The sequence below is a fragment of the Vibrio sp. CJQ_6 genome, from assembly GCF_043106745.1.
In the GTDB taxonomy this organism is placed as follows: Bacteria; Pseudomonadota; Gammaproteobacteria; order Enterobacterales; family Vibrionaceae; genus Vibrio; species Vibrio furnissii.
The window spans coordinates 242,426-260,373 of record NZ_JBICMV010000036.1 but is presented as its reverse complement, the minus strand read 5'-3'; the positions used below and the strand labels follow the sequence as shown (position 1 = coordinate 260,373).

15 protein-coding genes are annotated in these 17,948 nt (G+C 55.8%); 8 read left to right on the top strand and 7 right to left on the bottom strand.

Going from position 1 to position 17,948, the window contains the following annotated elements:
- Positions 1-95 precede the first annotated feature (95 nt).
- Positions 96-797, bottom strand: a complete 702-nt coding sequence (locus ACF8PK_RS21520; RefSeq protein ID WP_392443492.1) for a phosphoribosyltransferase family protein — start codon at positions 795-797, stop codon at positions 96-98.
- A gap of 86 nt (positions 798-883) precedes the next feature.
- Between ACF8PK_RS21520 and bioH the strand changes: the two genes are divergently transcribed.
- Positions 884-1,654 (top strand): pimeloyl-ACP methyl ester esterase BioH, encoded by a 771-nt coding sequence (gene bioH / locus ACF8PK_RS21515; RefSeq protein ID WP_392443530.1) that lies wholly within the window; start codon positions 884-886, stop codon positions 1,652-1,654.
- Between the two features lie 128 nt (positions 1,655-1,782).
- Positions 1,783-2,253 carry a hypothetical protein gene (locus tag ACF8PK_RS21510; RefSeq protein WP_004728470.1) on the top strand — a complete coding sequence of 157 codons (471 nt, stop codon included), beginning with the start codon at positions 1,783-1,785 and terminating at the stop codon, positions 2,251-2,253.
- Positions 2,254-2,335: 82 nt separating this feature from the next.
- Here ACF8PK_RS21510 and ACF8PK_RS21505 read toward each other — a convergent pair whose 3' ends face one another.
- Positions 2,336-4,645 (bottom strand): Tex family protein, encoded by a 2,310-nt coding sequence (locus ACF8PK_RS21505; protein WP_392443489.1) that lies wholly within the window; start codon positions 4,643-4,645, stop codon positions 2,336-2,338.
- A 55-nt stretch (positions 4,646-4,700) separates the two neighbouring features.
- On the bottom strand, positions 4,701-5,363 hold the full coding sequence (locus ACF8PK_RS21500; RefSeq protein ID WP_004728474.1) for a hypothetical protein: 663 nt from the start codon (positions 5,361-5,363) through the stop codon (positions 4,701-4,703).
- Positions 5,364-5,493: 130 nt separating this feature from the next.
- On the opposite strand from ACF8PK_RS21500, the gene greB reads away from it, so the two are divergent.
- Both greB and ACF8PK_RS21490 read left to right on the top strand, forming a co-directional pair.
- The gene (gene greB / locus ACF8PK_RS21495; RefSeq protein WP_004728475.1) at positions 5,494-5,979 is read left to right on the top strand and encodes a transcription elongation factor GreB; all 486 of its coding nucleotides are present in this window, start codon (positions 5,494-5,496) and stop codon (positions 5,977-5,979) included.
- 134 nt (positions 5,980-6,113) lie between these two features.
- Positions 6,114-7,112 (top strand): substrate-binding domain-containing protein, encoded by a 999-nt coding sequence (locus tag ACF8PK_RS21490; protein ID WP_055465860.1) that lies wholly within the window; start codon positions 6,114-6,116, stop codon positions 7,110-7,112.
- A gap of 8 nt (positions 7,113-7,120) precedes the next feature.
- On the opposite strand, the gene edd is transcribed toward ACF8PK_RS21490, so the two are convergent.
- Positions 7,121-8,926 carry a phosphogluconate dehydratase gene (gene edd / locus ACF8PK_RS21485; RefSeq protein ID WP_143680252.1) on the bottom strand — a complete coding sequence of 602 codons (1,806 nt, stop codon included), beginning with the start codon at positions 8,924-8,926 and terminating at the stop codon, positions 7,121-7,123.
- Positions 8,923-9,444 carry a gluconokinase gene (locus tag ACF8PK_RS21480; RefSeq protein ID WP_014204290.1) on the bottom strand — a complete coding sequence of 174 codons (522 nt, stop codon included), beginning with the start codon at positions 9,442-9,444 and terminating at the stop codon, positions 8,923-8,925. Before ACF8PK_RS21480 ends, edd begins: the two co-directional genes overlap by 4 nt.
- Positions 9,445-9,603: 159 nt before the next feature.
- On the opposite strand from ACF8PK_RS21480, the gene ACF8PK_RS21475 reads away from it, so the two are divergent.
- From ACF8PK_RS21475 to envZ, 4 genes are all read left to right on the top strand, one after another.
- A complete protein-coding gene (locus ACF8PK_RS21475) occupies positions 9,604-10,983 on the top strand; it encodes a GntP family permease (RefSeq protein WP_238773816.1) in 1,380 nt (459 codons plus the stop codon).
- A 12-nt stretch (positions 10,984-10,995) separates the two neighbouring features.
- A complete protein-coding gene (locus ACF8PK_RS21470; RefSeq protein WP_004728480.1) occupies positions 10,996-11,601 on the top strand; it encodes a bifunctional 4-hydroxy-2-oxoglutarate aldolase/2-dehydro-3-deoxy-phosphogluconate aldolase in 606 nt (201 codons plus the stop codon).
- A gap of 268 nt (positions 11,602-11,869) precedes the next feature.
- Positions 11,870-12,592 (top strand): two-component system response regulator OmpR, encoded by a 723-nt coding sequence (gene ompR, locus ACF8PK_RS21465; protein ID WP_014204292.1) that lies wholly within the window; start codon positions 11,870-11,872, stop codon positions 12,590-12,592.
- Positions 12,593-12,665: 73 nt separating this feature from the next.
- Entirely contained in the window at positions 12,666-13,973 is a 1,308-nt protein-coding gene (envZ, locus tag ACF8PK_RS21460) for a two-component system sensor histidine kinase EnvZ (protein WP_004728482.1), read from the top strand.
- Positions 13,974-14,149: 176 nt separating this feature from the next.
- Here the strand turns inward: envZ and ACF8PK_RS21455 are convergent, their stop codons facing one another.
- Positions 14,150-15,541, bottom strand: coding sequence for a uracil-xanthine permease family protein (locus tag ACF8PK_RS21455; RefSeq protein ID WP_004728483.1), 1,392 nt, complete (start codon positions 15,539-15,541; stop codon positions 14,150-14,152).
- Between the two features lie 283 nt (positions 15,542-15,824).
- Positions 15,825-17,903 (bottom strand): ATP-dependent DNA helicase RecG, encoded by a 2,079-nt coding sequence (gene recG, locus ACF8PK_RS21450; protein ID WP_392443527.1) that lies wholly within the window; start codon positions 17,901-17,903, stop codon positions 15,825-15,827.
- Positions 17,904-17,948: the final 45 nt, after the last annotated feature.

Sequence of the window (17,948 nt, the reverse complement as noted above, 5' to 3'; positions counted from 1 at the left end):
ATACCTGAGTAAAATTGTAGGCTATTTAGTCACCATTCTACTCCTGTCGAGCCGAGGATCCAGCCCTTTTTTGTGCACAGGGTGTTGTGCTCGGGCTAGTCGCTTGGTTCAGGAGTGCGGCAGATACAGTAAATATCGAGGCTTTTGACGCCCACTTCAAGTAGTAAATTGCATAATTGCCGTACGGTGCTGCCAGTGGTGACGACATCGTCGACAATCGCTACGTGTTGCTGGCACGGCTCGTGGTTTAACACAAAGGCACGGTTGAGGTTGCGTCGCCGCTGCGCTTTGTCCAAGCCGTGTTGTGGCACCGTGGCGTGCGGGCGAGAAAACAGCTGCGGGTCATACTCGCTGCCCAAATGCTGGGCGAGCTGACGTGCCAACACATCACTTTGATTGAAGCCGCGCCGCAGTTGGCGACGCCAATGCAACGGTACGCACGTGATCAGCGGCGCAGGCGTGGTGATTCTGGGCGCGAGTAATGCAGCCAGGGGCCGCGCTTGCCAAAACTGGCGCTGATACTTGAGCTGATGCACGCTGTGGCTGAGAGGAAAGCGGTAATCGCCCACACAGACCAGCTGATGCCACGGCGGCGGCGTGCTCAGGCACTGGCCGCACTGCGCGGTGGCACTTTCACAAGGCAGGCCGCAGCGAGCGCAGCGCGGTGTGGGGGCATACCACGCCAGACATGCCGCACACAGCCTGGGTTTGGTCGGCGCGTGTAGCGCTAAGCCGCACAGTTGGCAGGCGGGCGCCAGCCAGGAAAACATGGTTTTTTGAAAGCGATTGGTTAACATAGCAGACCAAATTGACAAGGCGTGTCGCTATCATCGCGACAGGCCAAGGCACAGTGTGCATGGAATAAGTAGGAGAGCATGTGACGATGGCAGCGGCGTTGTATTGGCAGGTCACCGGCAGTGGCCCGGATCTGGTGTTGGTGCACGGTTGGGGCATGAACGGAGCGGTATGGCAACAAACGGCAGACGCGCTGGCCGCGCATTTTCGCGTGCATGTGGTCGATTTGCCGGGCTATGGACACAGCGCCGAGCAACACGCCGACTCGCTCGACGCCATTGCGCAGCGCTTGTTGGAGCATGCGCCCAAGCAAGCGATTTGGGTCGGTTGGTCGCTCGGCGGGTTAGTGGCCACACACATGGCGCTACATCATCGCGAGTACGTGGCCAAATTGGTCACGGTGGCCTCGTCTCCGAAATTTGCCGCCGAACGCCCTTGGCGCGGTATTCAACCTCAAGTGCTGAGTGCGTTTACTGATCAGCTGGTGGACGATTTCCAAGCCACGATCGAACGCTTTATGGCGCTGCAAGCGATGGGCAGTCCCTCGGCACGTCAAGATGTGAAAACCCTCAAGCATGCGGTGTTATCGCGCCCGAGCCCGAATCCGCAGTCTCTGCTGGCGGGGTTGCACATGCTGGCCGAAGTCGACCTGCGTGATCAACTGCCGCATTTGTCGATGCCGCTGCTGCGTTTGTATGGCCGTTTGGATGGGTTGGTGCCAGTCAAAGTAGCGCACGATATAGCCCACGTGGTGCCGCACAGTCAGCAGTACATTTTTACCGAATCATCCCATGCGCCGTTTATGACCGAACTCGAAGCGTTTTGTCAGCAACTGGTGGCGTTTAGCAGAGAAATGTAAATTTTGGCGCAAAAGCGACGATGGCATTGAAATAACGCTAAACGTTTGCGGTGATTGGTCGATAAATAAGCTAACCCAGACGCGTGAACGCGCCGACCGGGCCGGGCGATACTGAGGAGGTTTCGGCTATGATCGTGTCACCGACAAATGTCAGCGTGCCACTTATCGCCCCATCAGTTAACGTGCCGACAGAGCAGGCTGCGCGTGACAACCGAGTCCGTGAACCTGTGATGCCGACGGTAGAGCTGACCAAACCCAATGCTGAGCGTAAGGTCAAAGGCGATGACAAACGGCGCAAGCAGTCGTCTTGGGATCCGTCTGAACACCCCGGCTATGAGCTGGATCAGGAGGCCGAGACCACGGTACGCCCGTATGACGAGCCGAAAAGTGAGTTGGAGCGATTATTCGACCTGCTGGCTTTGTCGACTTACAGCAACGCGCAGGGCAAAGGTTATGCAATGCGGTTTCGGTTGCCGAAACGCGTGATTGATGCTGCGATAACTGAAGGCAAAATGGCCAAGCGGCGCACCGTGATCAAATTCCATTACGGCCATGCCGTGGCGCCCAATACGCCCTCAGAAGTGATTGCGGTCTTGTAGTCATCGCTTGCGATGAGACACGCACAAAAAAATCCCCAGCAGCGTACGCCGTTGGGGATTTTCTTTTTCAGCGCAATGGCGCTTATTTCTTCGCTTTGGCAAAGGCCGCCGCAAAGGCGCCACTCATGGCACCCCCGGCGTTGGCGGGTTCATCACGACGACGCGGTGCACGCTCTTGACGCGGCTGGCTGCTGCGTGCTGGGCGGCTTTCCTGACCCGGTTCATCGTTCAAACGCATAGACAGAGCGATGCGTTTGCGCTGCACGTCGACTTCCATCACTTTGACTTTCACGATGTCGCCCGCTTTGACCACGTCGCGAGGATCGGAAACAAAACGATCGGTCAGCGCAGAGATGTGCACCAAACCGTCCTGATGCACGCCGATGTCGACAAACGCGCCAAAGTTGGCGACGTTCGACACCACACCTTCCAGCACCATGCCGATTTCGAGATCCGACACTTCATTCACGCCTTCGGCGAAGGTCGCGGTTTTGAACTCAGGACGCGGGTCACGGCCCGGCTTGTCGAGCTCTTTGATGATGTCGCTCACGGTCGGCACCCCAAAGTGTTCGTCGGTGTAATCGACCGCGCGCAGGTTGCGCAGAAACTCGCTGTTCCCAATCAGCGCTTGGATCGCTTTTTGGTTTTTCTCGGCGATGTTTTTCACCACAGGGTACGCTTCCGGGTGCACCGCAGAGGCATCGAGCGGGTTTTTACCACCCATGATGCGCAGGAAGCCGGCACACTGTTCAAACGCTTTGGGCCCCAAACGTGCGACTTTTTTCAGCGCGCTGCGTGAATCAAAGCGACCGTTCTCATCGCGGTAGTCGACGATGTTTTGTGCCAGCGTGCTCGACAGACCTGCGACACGCGTGAGCAGCGCCGGAGAGGCGGTGTTGACATCCACACCCACGGCGTTCACACAGTCTTCCACCACGGCATCGAGTCGTTTGGCGAGCATTGATTGGCTCACGTCATGTTGATATTGGCCCACACCGATGGATTTCGGATCGATTTTCACCAGCTCGGCCAATGGGTCTTGCAGGCGGCGGGCGATGGATACTGCGCCGCGCAGCGACACATCCAGATGAGGGAATTCGTTGGCTGCCAACTCAGACGCCGAGTACACCGAGGCGCCCGCTTCACTCACGATGACTTTTTGCACGTTGAGGTTGCCACGCTTGATGAGGTCGGCGGTAAATGCGTCGGTTTCACGCGAGGCGGTGCCGTTTCCGATCGCAATCAGATCGACATGGTGTTGCTTCACCAGCGCCGTCACGCTCGCCATCGCGCGGTCATATTGATTGTGCGGTTGGTGCGGGTAGATGGTGTCGGTTGCCAGCACTTTACCCGTGGCATCCACCACGGCGACTTTACAGCCGGTGCGCAGGCCGGGGTCGAGGCCAAGGGTGGCACGCGGGCCTGCCGGCGCCGCCATCAGCAAATCTTTCAGGTTGGTGGCGAACACGTCGATGGCGTCGATTTCAGCCCGCTCTTTCATCGCGCCCATCAGTTCAGTTTCCATGTGCATCGACACTTTGATGCGCCATGACCAACTGATCACCTGTTTGCGCCAGGCATCGGCTGCCGCTTGGCTGAGGTGAATGCCGTAATGCTCGGCAATCAGGGTTTCACAGTAGGACTGACGTGCGGTCTCTTCCAATTCAGGATCGGCGTTGAGCGTTAGGGTCAGGAAGCCTTCATTGCGGCCGCGCAGCATCGCCAACGCGCGGTGCGACGGCACTTTGCTGATGGGTTCGTGGTGGTCGAAATAATCTTTGAATTTCTCGCCGTCCCGTTCTTTTCCTTCTACGACGCGCGAGACGATTTCAGCGTTGCGTGTCAGGTGCTGACGGATTTTTTCCAGCAGGTTCGCATCTTCAGCGATGCGTTCCATCACGATGGCGCGTGCGCCGTCGAGTGCGGCTTTGGTGTCGTCGATGCCTTTGTCGGCGGCGATGTAACGTGCGGCTTCGCGCTCTGGATCCGTTTCCGGCTGCGTCCACAGTTGATCGGCCAGCGGCTCTAGGCCCGCTTCAATCGCGATTTGACCTTTGGTGCGACGTTTGGGTTTGTACGGCAGATATAGATCTTCCAGACGGGTTTTGCTGTCGGCGTCTTGAATCGCTTGTTCCAGCTCAGGAGTCAGTTTGCCCTGATCCTGAATCGATTTCAGAATGGTTTGGCGGCGGTCGTCCATTTCGCGCAAATACGCGAGGCGGCTGTCCAGCGTCCGCAATTGAGTGTCGTCCAGACCGCCGGTGACCTCTTTACGGTAACGGGCAATGAATGGCACGGTGTTGCCGTCGTCAATCAGTTTGACGGCGGCGATGACTTGCTCTGAGCGAACGTTCAGCTCTTTGGCAATCGATTGACAGATAGCTAAGCTCATGGTTGATATCACTTTTTACAACAGAATCTCTGAAGTGGGGGCTCCAGAGTCTATTTTAAACGTCTATCAGCCTTGTCAGAGAAGATTGAATTTCGTCGGTCTGAGTTTGGCGACGCCAACAGTGGTAGTAGGCCGCGTAACTCATCCACGTATAGCCCAGCAGTTCGAGACCTTCCTGCAAGGCGCTTTTGAATACAAAATTATACTCTTGGCCCATGATGTGTTCCCACAGCAGGCGTCCGCTTCCGAACACACGGCTAAAGACCAGCACCATCAGCAATCCGCCGATCATATACACATACTCTCTTTGCTTTGTAAAGGCAGCCATGGGCACCCACACGGAGTCACTGCAATAGAGCACGGTATAGCCGATACTGGCCATTGCGACCAGCAGCGCCGGGATCAGCCAGAAGCCGTGGTAAACTACATCAAATAGTTGGTCGAGTTCGCGGATCAGCACACAGCTGAAGAAGCCGGCCGCCAGCAGATAAAAACCGCGGGCTTGTGGTGTGCGCTTGGCGGCAAGCGCGAACATCAGGGCCGCAAAGGCAATCAGCGCTTCTTGGGAAATTTCAGTGACCGAGATTTCACCGATGTCATTGTGCAGCAGGGTGAGATCAACATACAGCGCAAGCGGTGCAAGCAGCAGCATAGCAATCAAGACCAGCAGCTCTTTGCCGCTGGAGAGAATTTGGAGTTTTGCATCGTGAGTGGACATAATATTGAGACTCGCTAGTGATTCACAATCTTACTATGTTATTAAAACAGTGTTTTTTATGGCACTAAAACAACCTAAAATGATGTGATTTTAGGGTTAACTTGATGATTGATAGAGTATTTAGGTGTAAATGAAGACCAAACTGATCACCCGTGAAGGGTATGAGAAACTCAAAAAAGAGCACGACTATTTGTGGCATGAACGCCGTCCGGAAGTGACTAAAATTGTCACCTGGGCTGCCAGCCTTGGCGATCGTTCTGAGAATGCTGACTACACCTTTAACAAGCGCCTGCTGCGTCAAATCGACCGCCGAGTGCGTTTTCTGCGCAAGCTGCTCCCAGAGCTGAAAATCGTCGATTATTCGCCGCAGCAGGAAGGCAAAGTGTTCTTTGGCGCTTGGGTTGAGATTGAAAACAGCGCGGGCGACGTGAAGCGATTTCGCATCGTCGGCCCCGAAGAAATCTACGGCGATGACGTGAAAGAGTATATCTCTATCGACTCGCCGATGGCGCGGGCGCTGCTGAAAAAAGAGGTCGATGACGAATTTGTGGTTCGCACACCTAGCGGCGAAAAAGAGTGGTTCATCAACCGCATCGAATACGAAAAAAATGCGTAAATGCGCATGCGATCGCTCAGTTGGTGCGCTTTTGTGAAAAGTTGGCGTAGTTTCAGTTACGGCCTTGTTTTATCATAGCCCGCCGACAGCGAAGTCGTGACAGGGCGGCTCCGGCCGCACCGATTAGGATAACTATGCAGCGAAAAACCAGACCGACATTACAAGACATTGCCGACCAAGTGGGCATCACCAAGATGACCGTTTCGCGCTACTTGCGTGACCCCAATTCAGTGGCCCAAAAGACCCAGGAAAAAATCGCGGCAGTGATTGAAGAGCTCGGCTACATTCAGAACCGCGTGCCGGCGATTCTGTCCAAATCATCCAGCCGCGCGATTGGCATCATTCTGCCCTCGCTCTCGAACCAAGTGTTTGCTCACTTGGTGCAGGGCATTGAAGCGGTGACCAAAGCGGCTGGTTACGACACGCTGATCGCGCACACCGGCTACAGTGCCAAAGAAGAAGAAGAGAAGATCGCGGCGCTGCTGTCGTATCGTGTGGATGGGCTGATTCTCACCGAAACCAATCATACGGATCGCACCTTGCAGATGCTCAACTCCGCAGGCATTCCGGTGGTGGAAACCATGGAAATCCCCGAGCGCCCGATCGACATGGCGGTTGGGCTTGATCACGAGCAAACCTCGTACGAGGTGGTGCAGGCCATGATTGCACGCGGCAAAACACACATCGTGTACTTAGGCGCGCGTCTCGATACGCGAACCCGTTTGCGGATGAAAGGTTATGAGCGCGCGATGTACGATGCGGGGCTCACCCCGCTGCAAGTCTCCACGGGTGAGCATTCGAGCTTTACGCTTGGGGGTGCGCTGCTAGAAAAAGCCCTGCGAGACGAGCCGCAACTGGATGCCATTTTTTGTACCAACGATGACGTGGCGATTGGTGCCATGATGTACTGCGCGCACAAAGGCATTGCGGTGCCCGAGCAAATTGGCGTGGTGGGTTACAACGCGCTAGATATCGGTCAGGCGATCATTCCGAAATTGACCAGTGTGGAAACGCCGCGTTATGACATAGGGAAGAAGAGTGCAGAGCTGCTGCTGGCTGCACTCGCCGGTGACGTGGTCGAGCAGAAAGTGTTTGATCTCGGCTATCGCCTCACCGAAGGCGACAGCCTGTAATCCTGACTTTACTGCGCGTCGAACAAAAACGTCGCGCCTTGATCCGCCGCCGTCACCAGATGGCGCGCTTGAGCAAACAACTCTCGGCCCCAACTGTGTTGCGTGGCTTCGCTATCGGGCAAGGTCGCGGTGCGGCCCGTCAAATCCGTTAAGCAGGTCAGTTGACCGTGGGTGGCATCGAGACGAAGACGATCGCCATCTTGTAGCAGGCCAATCGCACCGCCGCGCAAGGCTTCTGGAGAGACGTGAATCGCCGCGGGAATCTTCCCCGATGCGCCTGATAAACGGCCGTCGGTGACCAGCGCCACGTGATAGCCCGCTTTTTGTACGTTGCCCAGAATGGGCATCAGTTTGTGCAGCTCTGGCATACCGTTGGCCGCCGGGCCGCTATAACGCACCACCACCACACAATCCTGATTGAGTTCGCCGCGATGATAAGCCGCTTCGACATCGTGCTGCGACTCGAACACTTTCGCCGGCGCTTCAATCACGTGATGCTGCGCTTTGACCGCCGAAATCTTGATCACGCTTTGTCCCAAGTTACCTTGCAGCACCTTAATGCCGCCACTGGTTTGAAACACCTCGCCTTGCGGCGCAATCACGCTCGGGTTGAGCGTGTCGTGGCATGTATGCCACTGCAGTTGGCCATCTTGCAGTTGGGGACGTTGCAGTTGCTGTTCAAAACTGCCGATGGCAGGGGTCACATTCTGATGCAGCAGGCCGCGCTCATTGAGGCGCGTCATCAGCATTGGGACGCCGCCGGCGGCTTCAAACGCGTTGATGTCGGCGGTGCCGTTCGGATAAACGTTGACCAGCAGCGGGACGACATCGGACAAGTCGCTGATGTCTTGCCACGTTAAAATCAGCCCCGCAGCGCGCGCCACCGCCACCATGTGAATGGTGTGGTTGGTGCTGCCCCCGGAAGCCAGCAAGGCGACCACGCCATTGACCAAGCTCTCTTCGGTCACCACGTCGCTGAGTGGACGATACCCCGGCGTGCCCGGTGCTTGTGCGGCAATCGCTTGAGCGGCGTAATCGGTCAAGGCATGACGCAGCGCGCAGTGCGGTGGCACGAATGCTGAGCCCGGTAGCATCAAGCCCATGGCTTCAAACACCAATTGGTTGGTGTTGGCCGTGCCATAAAAGGTGCAGGTGCCCGGTGAGTGATATGAACTGCATTCCATGTCCAGCAGTGCGTCGCGTCCCACTTGACCGGCGGTGTATTTCTGGCGCACATCGACTTTTTCTTCGTTGCTGATCCCGGTGGCCATGGGGCCGGCGGGAATAAACGCGGTCGGCAAATGCGCATAGGCGAGGGCGCCCATCAGCTGCCCGGGGGCGATTTTGTCGCAGATGCCCAGCAGCAGCGTGCCATCAAACATATTGTGACTCAGCGACAGCGCCGTGGTTTGCGCAATCAAATCGCGTGAAAACAGCGACATGTCCATGCCCGGTTGACCTTGGGTCACGCCATCGCACATTGCGGGGACGCCGCCGGCCACTTGCGCGGTGTGACCGAGTGGTGCCAACGTGGCTTTGATTTGGTCTGGGTAGGTTTTGTACACCTGATGCGCGCTGAGCATGTCGTTGTATGCGGTGATGATCGCCAGATTGGAGCGTGTGAGATCCAAAATATGCGACTTTTCGTGACTACACGAGGCCGCGATGGCGTGCGCCAAGTTACCGCACGACAAGCTGGCTTTGCCCTTCCCGGCGGCAAGTTGCGCGGCGGTTTTGGCGAGAAACTGTTGGCGCAGCGGTGCGCTGCGTTGACGAATGCGCTCGGTGACCTGCGCGATGAGTGTTTGAGTCATGCCACGGCCTCCAACTGATTCAGGGCGGCGACGGCGCGTGTCACCACCTCGTCAATGCTGCAATCGATGGGGATGATGAGCACATCGCGCTCGTCGGCGTTTGGGCGTTCTAGCGTGGCGAATTGGCTGTCGAGCATGTCGGTTTTCATGAAATGGCCCTGACGCGCTCGCATGCGTTCTAGAATCAGCGACTTATCGCCATCGAGAAACACAAACGTCACGTGCTGGTTGCCGTCACGAATTTGGTCGCGATAGCACTTTTTCAGCGCCGAGCAGACAATCACACCGCGCTCGCTTTTGTTTTCCAAACTGAAAGCGGCGTCGCGAATGCGTTCCAGCCAAGGCGCGCGGTCCGCGTCGTTGAGTGGTTCGCCGCGGCTCATTTTCTGAATGTTGGCGCGTGGATGTAGGTCATCACCATCGATAAATTTTGCGTTGAGACGTTGGGCGATATTGGCACCAATGGTGCTTTTGCCAGAGCCACTTACACCCATAACGATAATGCTGCTACCCGTCATACAGACTCCTTAATCACGAGATCTGAGCGAGATCTCAATTTCGAAAATTGCTCTAAGAATTGACTTTATCTTATCGGTGTTATCGGTAACATGTTACCCGTAACTTAAAGATTTGTGACCCAATACACAAACATCCAATCCTTGATAAAGGTGAACAAAATGGAATCAATAGCACATAGCCCAGACCCTACCTATCTGTTGCTGATCGCTGCCTGTGCCATCGCAGCGCTGCTTGTTTTAATCATGAAATTGAAGGTGCATGCCTTTGCCTCACTGACGTTGGTGAGCTTTGGTACTGCACTCGCCACGGGCATGCCCAGTGAGCAAGTTGTTCCGACCATGATGTCGGGATTTGGCGGCACGCTGGCCTCGGTGGCGCTGCTGGTTGGCCTTGGGGCCATGATTGGTAAAATTCTTGAAGTGACCGGCGGGGCGAAAGTGCTGGCGGATACTTTGATTGGCCGCTTTGGTGAACACCGCGCGCCGTTGGCACTCGGGGTGGCGTCCTTGATGTTCGGTTTCCCGATCTTCTTTGATGCCGGCTTAATTGTGATGATGCCGATCCTGTTTAGTGTCGCGAAACGCTTTGGCGGTTCACCGCTCAAATACGCGTTGCCAGCGGCGGGTGCGTTTGCGGTGATGCACGCGTTTGTACCACCACATCCGGGCCCGGTGGCTGCGTCGGATCTGCTTGGTGCGGACTTGGGTCTGCTGCTGATTGTCGGTATTTTGGTCGCGATTCCTACGTGGTATTTCGGTGCGTACTTGTTCGGTTTGTATGCTGGGAATAAATTCAACATTCCGCTCTCTAAAGCGTTTTTGAACACTGAAGTGATGTTCAAAGACAAAACCGATTTGCCGAAGTTCTCGACCGTCCTGCTGATCCTACTGCTGCCTGTGCTGCTGATTTTCATGGATACCGGCCTCAACACATTGACGGTGGCAGGCATCATTGATGGCCAGCAACCCATCATTGAATTCTTGCGAATGCTGGGTAAAACCCCGATTGCGTTGCTGATCACCTTGTTGGTGTGTCTGAGCGTGTTTGCCGGCAAATACGGCATGGGCAAATTGGAAAAATTGTGTACCGACGCGTTGGCCCCGATTTGCGCCGTGATTCTGGTGACGGGTGCGGGTGGGATGTTTGGTGGCGTGTTGCGCTCAAGCGGCATCGGCCAAGCGCTAGCGGATGTGTTGGCTGACACCGGTATGCCTGTGATTTTGGCCGCGTTCGTGATTTCAACCTGTTTGCGCGTGGCGCAAGGCTCGGCAACCGTGGCGCTGACAACAACTGCCGCACTGATGGCGCCGATTGTGTCACAGACCGTCGGTCTGACTGAACTGGACCTGTGCTTTATCGTGATTGCGATTGCCGGTGGTGCGACGGTGTTGTCACACTTCAACGATTCGGGTTTCTGGTTGGTGTCTCGCCTGCTGGAAATGGATGAGAAGACCACACTGAAAACTTGGACAGTGATGGAAACGCTGCTGGGCACAATTGCTTTTGCGATTGTCGCACTGCTTAGCTTTATTTTATAAGGTGGACTGAGAATGACGCTTGAACAACGACTGCAACACATCAAAATTGTCCCGGTCATTGCGATCAATGATGCGGCGCACGCGGTGCCGCTGGCGAAAGTGCTGGTGGAAAACGGCTTGCCGTGTGCTGAAGTCACGTTTCGTACCGACGCAGCGCAGGAATCGATTCGCTTGATGCGCGACGCCTACCCAGAGCTGTTGATTGGTGCGGGCACCGTACTGACCACGCAGCAAGTGGATCAAGCGATCAGTGCGGGGGCTGATTTCATCGTCAGCCCAGGGTTGAACCCCACCACGGTGAAATACTGTCAGCAACGGGGCATTGCGATTGTTCCGGGCGTGAACAACCCAAGCTTGGTGGAGCAAGCCATGGAACTGGGTCTTCGCACGGTGAAGTTTTTCCCGGCGGAGCCGTCGGGTGGTGTGGCGATGCTCAAAGCGCTGTGCGCCGTGTACCCCGTGCAGTTTATGCCAACGGGCGGCGTAAATCCGCGCAATGTGGCTGAGTATTTGTCGATTCCGGCCGTGGTTGCCTGTGGCGGAACGTGGATGGTGCCCACCGACTTGATGGACCGCGGCGACTGGGATGCGATCGCGCGTTTAGTCCGTGACCTGTAAGCCAGTGTGCTCATGAATGAGAAAGTCAGCCCATGTGGCTGGCTTTTTGTTTTGTGCAGTATGAAACGAGTTGTTCCCCTGCGATGGACTATGATAAAAGCAAATTGGTGCATCGCGAGCGCGGCAAGTCGCATCACGCAAGCTGCCATGCGGCGTAAGCGGAAATAAACATTAACAATTCTTTGAATCTTACTGCGCATAACAGTGTTACATTTTACTCGCCCCCGTCTTTTCGGGGGCAGTCACTTAATTAGTGGGATCAGGACACATGCAAGAAAACTACAAAATTTTAGTCGTCGACGATGACGCGCGTTTGCGTGCATTGCTGGAGCGTTATTTATCTGAACAAGGCTTTCAGGTGCGCAGCGTCGCAAACAGTGAGCAGATGGACCGCCTGTTAACCCGTGAAACGTTTCACCTGATGGTACTGGATTTGATGCTACCGGGTGAAGATGGTCTGTCGATTTGTCGTCGTCTACGCAATGCCAACAACGCCATTCCGATTCTGATGTTGACCGCTAAAGGCGATGAAATTGATCGTATCGTCGGCCTAGAAGTGGGCGCCGATGACTACCTGCCAAAACCGTTTAACCCACGTGAACTGCTGGCACGCATTAAAGCGGTGCTGCGTCGTCAGGTGATTGAAGCCCCGGGTGCGCCAAGCGCAGACGATACCGTGGTCGAGTTTGGTGAATTCCGCTTAAACCTTGGCACGCGTGAAATGTTCCGCGGCGAAGAGGCGATGCCGCTGACGTCGGGTGAATTTGCTGTGCTCAAAGCCCTAGTGACCAACGCGCGTGAGCCGTTGTCGCGTGACAAACTGATGAACATGGCACGTGGCCGCGAATATTCCGCGATGGAACGTTCGATTGACGTGCAAATTTCCCGCCTGCGCCGCATGCTGGAAGTGGATCCAAGCAAACCGCGTTACATCCAGACCGTGTGGGGTCTGGGATACGTGTTTGTTCCCGATGGCAAAGCCGCCAGCTAATCTGACGCCCCTTGCAGCACCAGTGTCGCCCTGATATTGGTGCTGAATTTTCCCTTGCCCCAAAAGGTGTCGCATGCGTATTCGCAGCTCATTTACTCAAACCATTCTGTTGTTTTTCACCCTGCTGATCGCCAGCCAAGCGTACTCCTATTACGCGTTGTTTAATTACGCGCTGATGCCGAGTTTGCAGCAGTTCAACAAAATCCTCAGCCATGAAATCAGCCTGATGCTCGATGATTCCCTGACCCCAGCGGATGACAGCTTGGCGATGGATGTCCCGATGCGTCGCCGCGTGTTGGAGCAGCTTGGCGTGAGTATTTTTAACGAAAACAGCCCACTGGCGGATGGCTTTAACCATTCGGTCAGCATAGATTTGATGAGTGAGGAGATGTCGCAAGAACTCGGTTCGCCGACGGAAGTGCGCATGGGCGTTGGGCCAGACAGTTACGTGCTGTGGATGAAGATCGATCTGCTGCCGGGGCAAGTGCTGCGCATTCCGCTGTCGGAGTTGCAGGAAGAGGACTTTGCGCCGCTGTTTCGCAATAGCATTGTGATGGCGGTGTTGATTCTGGTTGGCGGTTGGCTGTTTATTCGTTTACAGAACCGGCCGTTGATCGCGCTGGAAAAAGCGGCCAAAGCGGTGGGGCGTGGGGAAATTCCGCCGCCACTGCCAGAAAAAGGGGCCAGTGAAATTCGCTCGGTCACTCGGGCGTTTAATCAGATGTCTAAGGGCATTCAAGCGCTGGAGGCCGACCGCGCGCTGTTGATGGCGGGCATCAGTCATGATTTGCGCACGCCGCTGACCCGCATTCGCCTCGCGACCGAAATGATGTCCCCGGAAGAGAGCTACCTTGCCGAAGGTATTATCAGCGACACCGAAGAGTGCAACGAGATCATCAGCCAGTTCATGGACTACCTCAAACCGGTCAATAAACAGAGCTTTGAACAAGTCGACCTCAATGAAATTGCCAACGATGTGGCGACTTCGGAAGGCGGCTACGAAGTGCAAGTCGACGTGAGTTTGCACCCTGAATTTGTGCCAGCCTTTGGTAATCCGATCGCCATCAAGCGGGCGGTGAGCAACTTGGTTGTGAACGCGCTGCGTTACGGCAATGGCTGGGTCAAAGTGAGTACCGGCCTGACTGTGGATAAAAAAATGGCGTGGGTGTGTGTGGAAGACAATGGCCCGGGCATCGAGCCGTCGCAGGTCAATAAGTTGTTTGAACCGTTTACTCGGGGCGATACCGCCCGCGGCAGTGAAGGCACGGGATTGGGGCTGGCCATTGTGAAGCGCATCATCAGCCAACATCACGGCTCGGTGGCGGTGAACAATCGCAGCGAGGGTGGTTTGAAAGCACAAATCAGTTTCCCGACACGCTGATACGGATACGTCGATACGAACGAAAATGATGCGTTCCTGACGTGCCAAAGTGCGGCCAGCTGACGCAGGTTGGCCATCATTAGCGTTGGGCCATCAAGTAAACATCACCCACAAAAAAGCTCGCCATCTGGCGAGCTTTTTTCGTCTCAATTGTGCATGCAGTGCATACACATGGCTTACGCTTCTTTCACGTCGTCTTGCGCGTCTTCGCGTGTGACATGCGTTTCTGGCAACAGCAGGTTGAGCAGAATCGCGGTGATCCCACCGGCTGCGACACCTGAAGAGAAAATGCTCTTAATGAAGTCGGGCATAAATTGCAGGATTTCTGGTTTTTGCGCGATGCCCAGGCCCATCGAGAACGACAGCGCCATGATCAGAATGGCGCGGCGGTCGAGGTCGACGCGAGAAATGATGCGCACACCCGCTGCAGCGATGGTACCGAACATCACGATGGTTGCGCCGCCCAGCACTGGTTCCGGAATCAGCTGAACAAAGCTCGCCACACCCGGGAACAGGCCCAGCAGGACCAACATGCCGGAAATGAAGTAACCGACATAACGGCTGGCGACACCGGTCAGCATGATCACGCCGTTGTTCTGGCTGAAGGTGGAGTTCGGGAAGCTGTTGAACACCGCTGCCAGCGCGGAGTTGATGCCGTCTGCCAGCACGCCGCCTTTAATGCGTTTCATGTAGACCGGGCCTTTCACTGGCTCACCTGACACTTCAGACGTCGCGGTGATATCGCCGATCGCTTCCAGTGCCGTGATAAGGAAAATCAGTACCAGCGGAATAAACAGTGACCAGTCAAAGCCGAGGCCGTATTGCATCGGAATCGGCAGGGCAATCATCTCAGTGGCGCCCAGTTGGCTGGTGTCGACCATGCCCATCAGGTACGCCATGATGTAACCGACCAGCATGGCAATCACAATGGATGCCACACGCACGTAAGGGTTGCGTGAACGGTTGAGTAGCACGATCAGCCCCAACACGGTGCCAGCCAGTGCCAGTTTATCCAGACTCCCGAAGGTGCCGTCGCCCAGTGCCGCATAGCCGCCACCCATCGACACCAAGCCCACTTGCACCAGCGTCAAGCCAATCAGCGTCACCACAATGCCAGAGACCAGCGGGGTGATGATGCGCTGGGCAAATTCCAGGACGCGCGAGAGCAGAATTTCGGCGAAAGACGCCACAAGGATGGTGCCAAAAATCGCCGCCATCATGGTGGCGATGTCTGCGCCACCCGCTTTCAGTGCCAAACCTGCGCCAATGATGGGGCCAAGGAAGTTAAAGCTGGTGCCTTGAATCGACAGCAAACCGGAGCCAATGGGGCCGATGGTGCGAATTTGAATGAATGAAGACAGACCGGAGGCAAACAGCGACATGCTGATGATGGTATTGGTCTGATCGGCCGGCACACCCAGTGACTGACAGATGATCAGGGATGGGGTGATCACGGCAACAAACATCGCCAGCAGGTGCTGCAAAGCGGCAAAAAACGTTTGTGGCAGTGGCGGACGGTCATTGAGCTGGTAAACCAGATCGGACTTACGCGTGTTTTGGGTTGTCATGGCAGTTTCCTAATGTGTCATGTCACTTCGTATGCGCTGAGTGGGCATTGGAAGCGGAACGCGGACGTTATCTGTGATTGCTGTTAATCAGGTCCGGCTCAGGATATGGGGATTCTTCCCAAGGTAAACGTTTGCGTTTACTCAAATTTGGCGGCGATTATAGAGGTTTTACTCAAGAAAGCAAACGTTTGCCAGGAGGTTGAGGCTCGTGATTGATCGGCGTCAATTGGCAAGGCTTGAGGACGCCGCTTGAGGAAAAGCGGCGAAGGCGATCTCGCGCGTTTTAGGCTTTGGCGTACACGTCGCGTTCACCCAACCAGCGATCGATGATTGCGACCGCATTGTCGGGGTATTGTTGGTGAATGTGGCGGGCGATGCGTTGCACTTCGGGGATCAGGCGCTGGTCTCGCACCAGATCGGCGATTTTGAAATCGGCCAAACCGGTCTGCTTGGTGCCCAGCAGTTCGCCGGGGCCGCGAATTTCTAAATCGCGCTGCGCAATCACGAAGCCATCATTGCTCTCGCGCAGGACGCCGAGGCGTTTTTGCGCTGTTTTTGACAGCGGCGCATGGTAGAGCAGGACACAATGGCTGGCCACCGAGCCGCGACCCACCCGGCCACGCAACTGGTGCAACTGCGCCAGTCCCAAACGTTCTGGGTTTTCGATGATCATCAGGCTGGCGTTGGGCACATCCACCCCGACTTCAATCACCGTGGTGGCGACCAATAAATGCAGCTGGTTGTCTTTAAATGCTTGCATCACGGCCTGCTTTTCGGCCGGTTTCATGCGCCCGTGCACCAAACCAATGTTGAGGTCTGGCAGTTTGCGTTGCAGCTCTTCGGCGGTGTCTGCCGCCGCTTGCGCTTCGAGCACTTCGGACTCATCAATCAGGGTGCAGACCCAATACGCTTGCTTGCCTTCAGTCAGGCACGCATGGCGCACGCGTTCAATGATGTCGGCGCGCTTGGTGTCGGGAATGGCCACGGTTTGAATCGGTGTGCGGCCTGGAGGTAATTCGTCGATGATGGAGGTTTCCAAATCGGCATAGGCGGTCATGGCCAAGGTGCGCGGAATCGGCGTGGCAGTCATGATCAGTTGATGTGGGTACGTGCCTTGTTTGGCGCCTTTTTCACGCAGTTCTAAACGTTGGTGAACCCCAAAGCGGTGCTGCTCATCAATGATCACCAGCGACAGGTGATCAAACACCACATGCTCTTGAAACAGTGCATGCGTCCCGACCACCATTTTGACTTCGCCACTGGCGATGCGCGCCAGTTCCGCTTCTTTGGCTTTGCCTTTGAGTTTCCCAGCTAACCAACCAACGGGAATGCCCATGCGCTCAAACCAGTTGGCAAAGTTGAGGGCGTGCTGCTCAGCCAAGAGTTCGGTCGGTGCCATCAGCGCAACCTGATAGCCGTGTTCGAGTGCGCGCACGGCCGCCAGTGCCGCCACCAAGGTTTTGCCTGAACCCACATCGCCTTGCACCAGTCGCATCATCGGGTGGGGCTTGGCGAGGTCGGCTTCGATTTCACGCACCACGCGTGCTTGCGCTTGGGTGGGCGAGAAAGGCAGTTGTGCCAGCAGTTGTTGTTTGAGCTGATGGGTCTCCGGCAGCGGCAGCGCGACGTCTTGCTGACCTTTGCTGCGCACCGCGAGCATCGACAAGTTTTGCGCCAGCAGCTCTTCCATGATCAGGCGAATCTGCGCTGGATGACGGCCTTCGTCAAACAGACTTAAGTCAATGTCTGCCGGTGGGCGGTGAATGGTGTGCAGCGCTTGGGCGAGGGTAATTTGGTGGTCATACAGCCCAGAGGGCAGTAACTCTTGTACTGCGGCTTTGTCGAGTAGCGCCAACGCTTGATCGGTGAGGTTACGCAGCGTGAGCTGGCGCAGGCCATCGGTGGTCGGGTAAACCGGGGTCAAGTTGGGTTCGACATCGGGGTTTTGCGCTGGCGCGAAAAACTTGTAATCCGGGTGGATGATTTCCAGCCCGCCATTACCACGTTTAATTTCGCCGTAAGCGTGTACTAACTTACCGTCGGCGAAGTTGTTCTTCATGCCTGCGGTGAAGTTGAAAAAACGCAGCGTGAGCGTGCCGTTGCCATCGCTGATTTTGACCGTCAGCATTTTACGGCGACCAAAGGTGGTATCGACCGCCATCACTTTGCCTTGCACCGCGGCCCACAGCCCCGGATGCAGTTTGATGATGGGGTAGACGCGCGTGCGATCTTCATAGCGCAGCGGCAAGTGAAACAGCAAATCTTGAACGCTGTTCAAGCCAATTTTTTCCAGCTTTTCGGCCACCTTGGCACCGACGCCGGACAGGGAGCTTAATGGAATTGCTGAAAGAAGTTGCGACATAAATTCAACCACATAACCAATGGACGGAGTCACGTGTGACCCCTC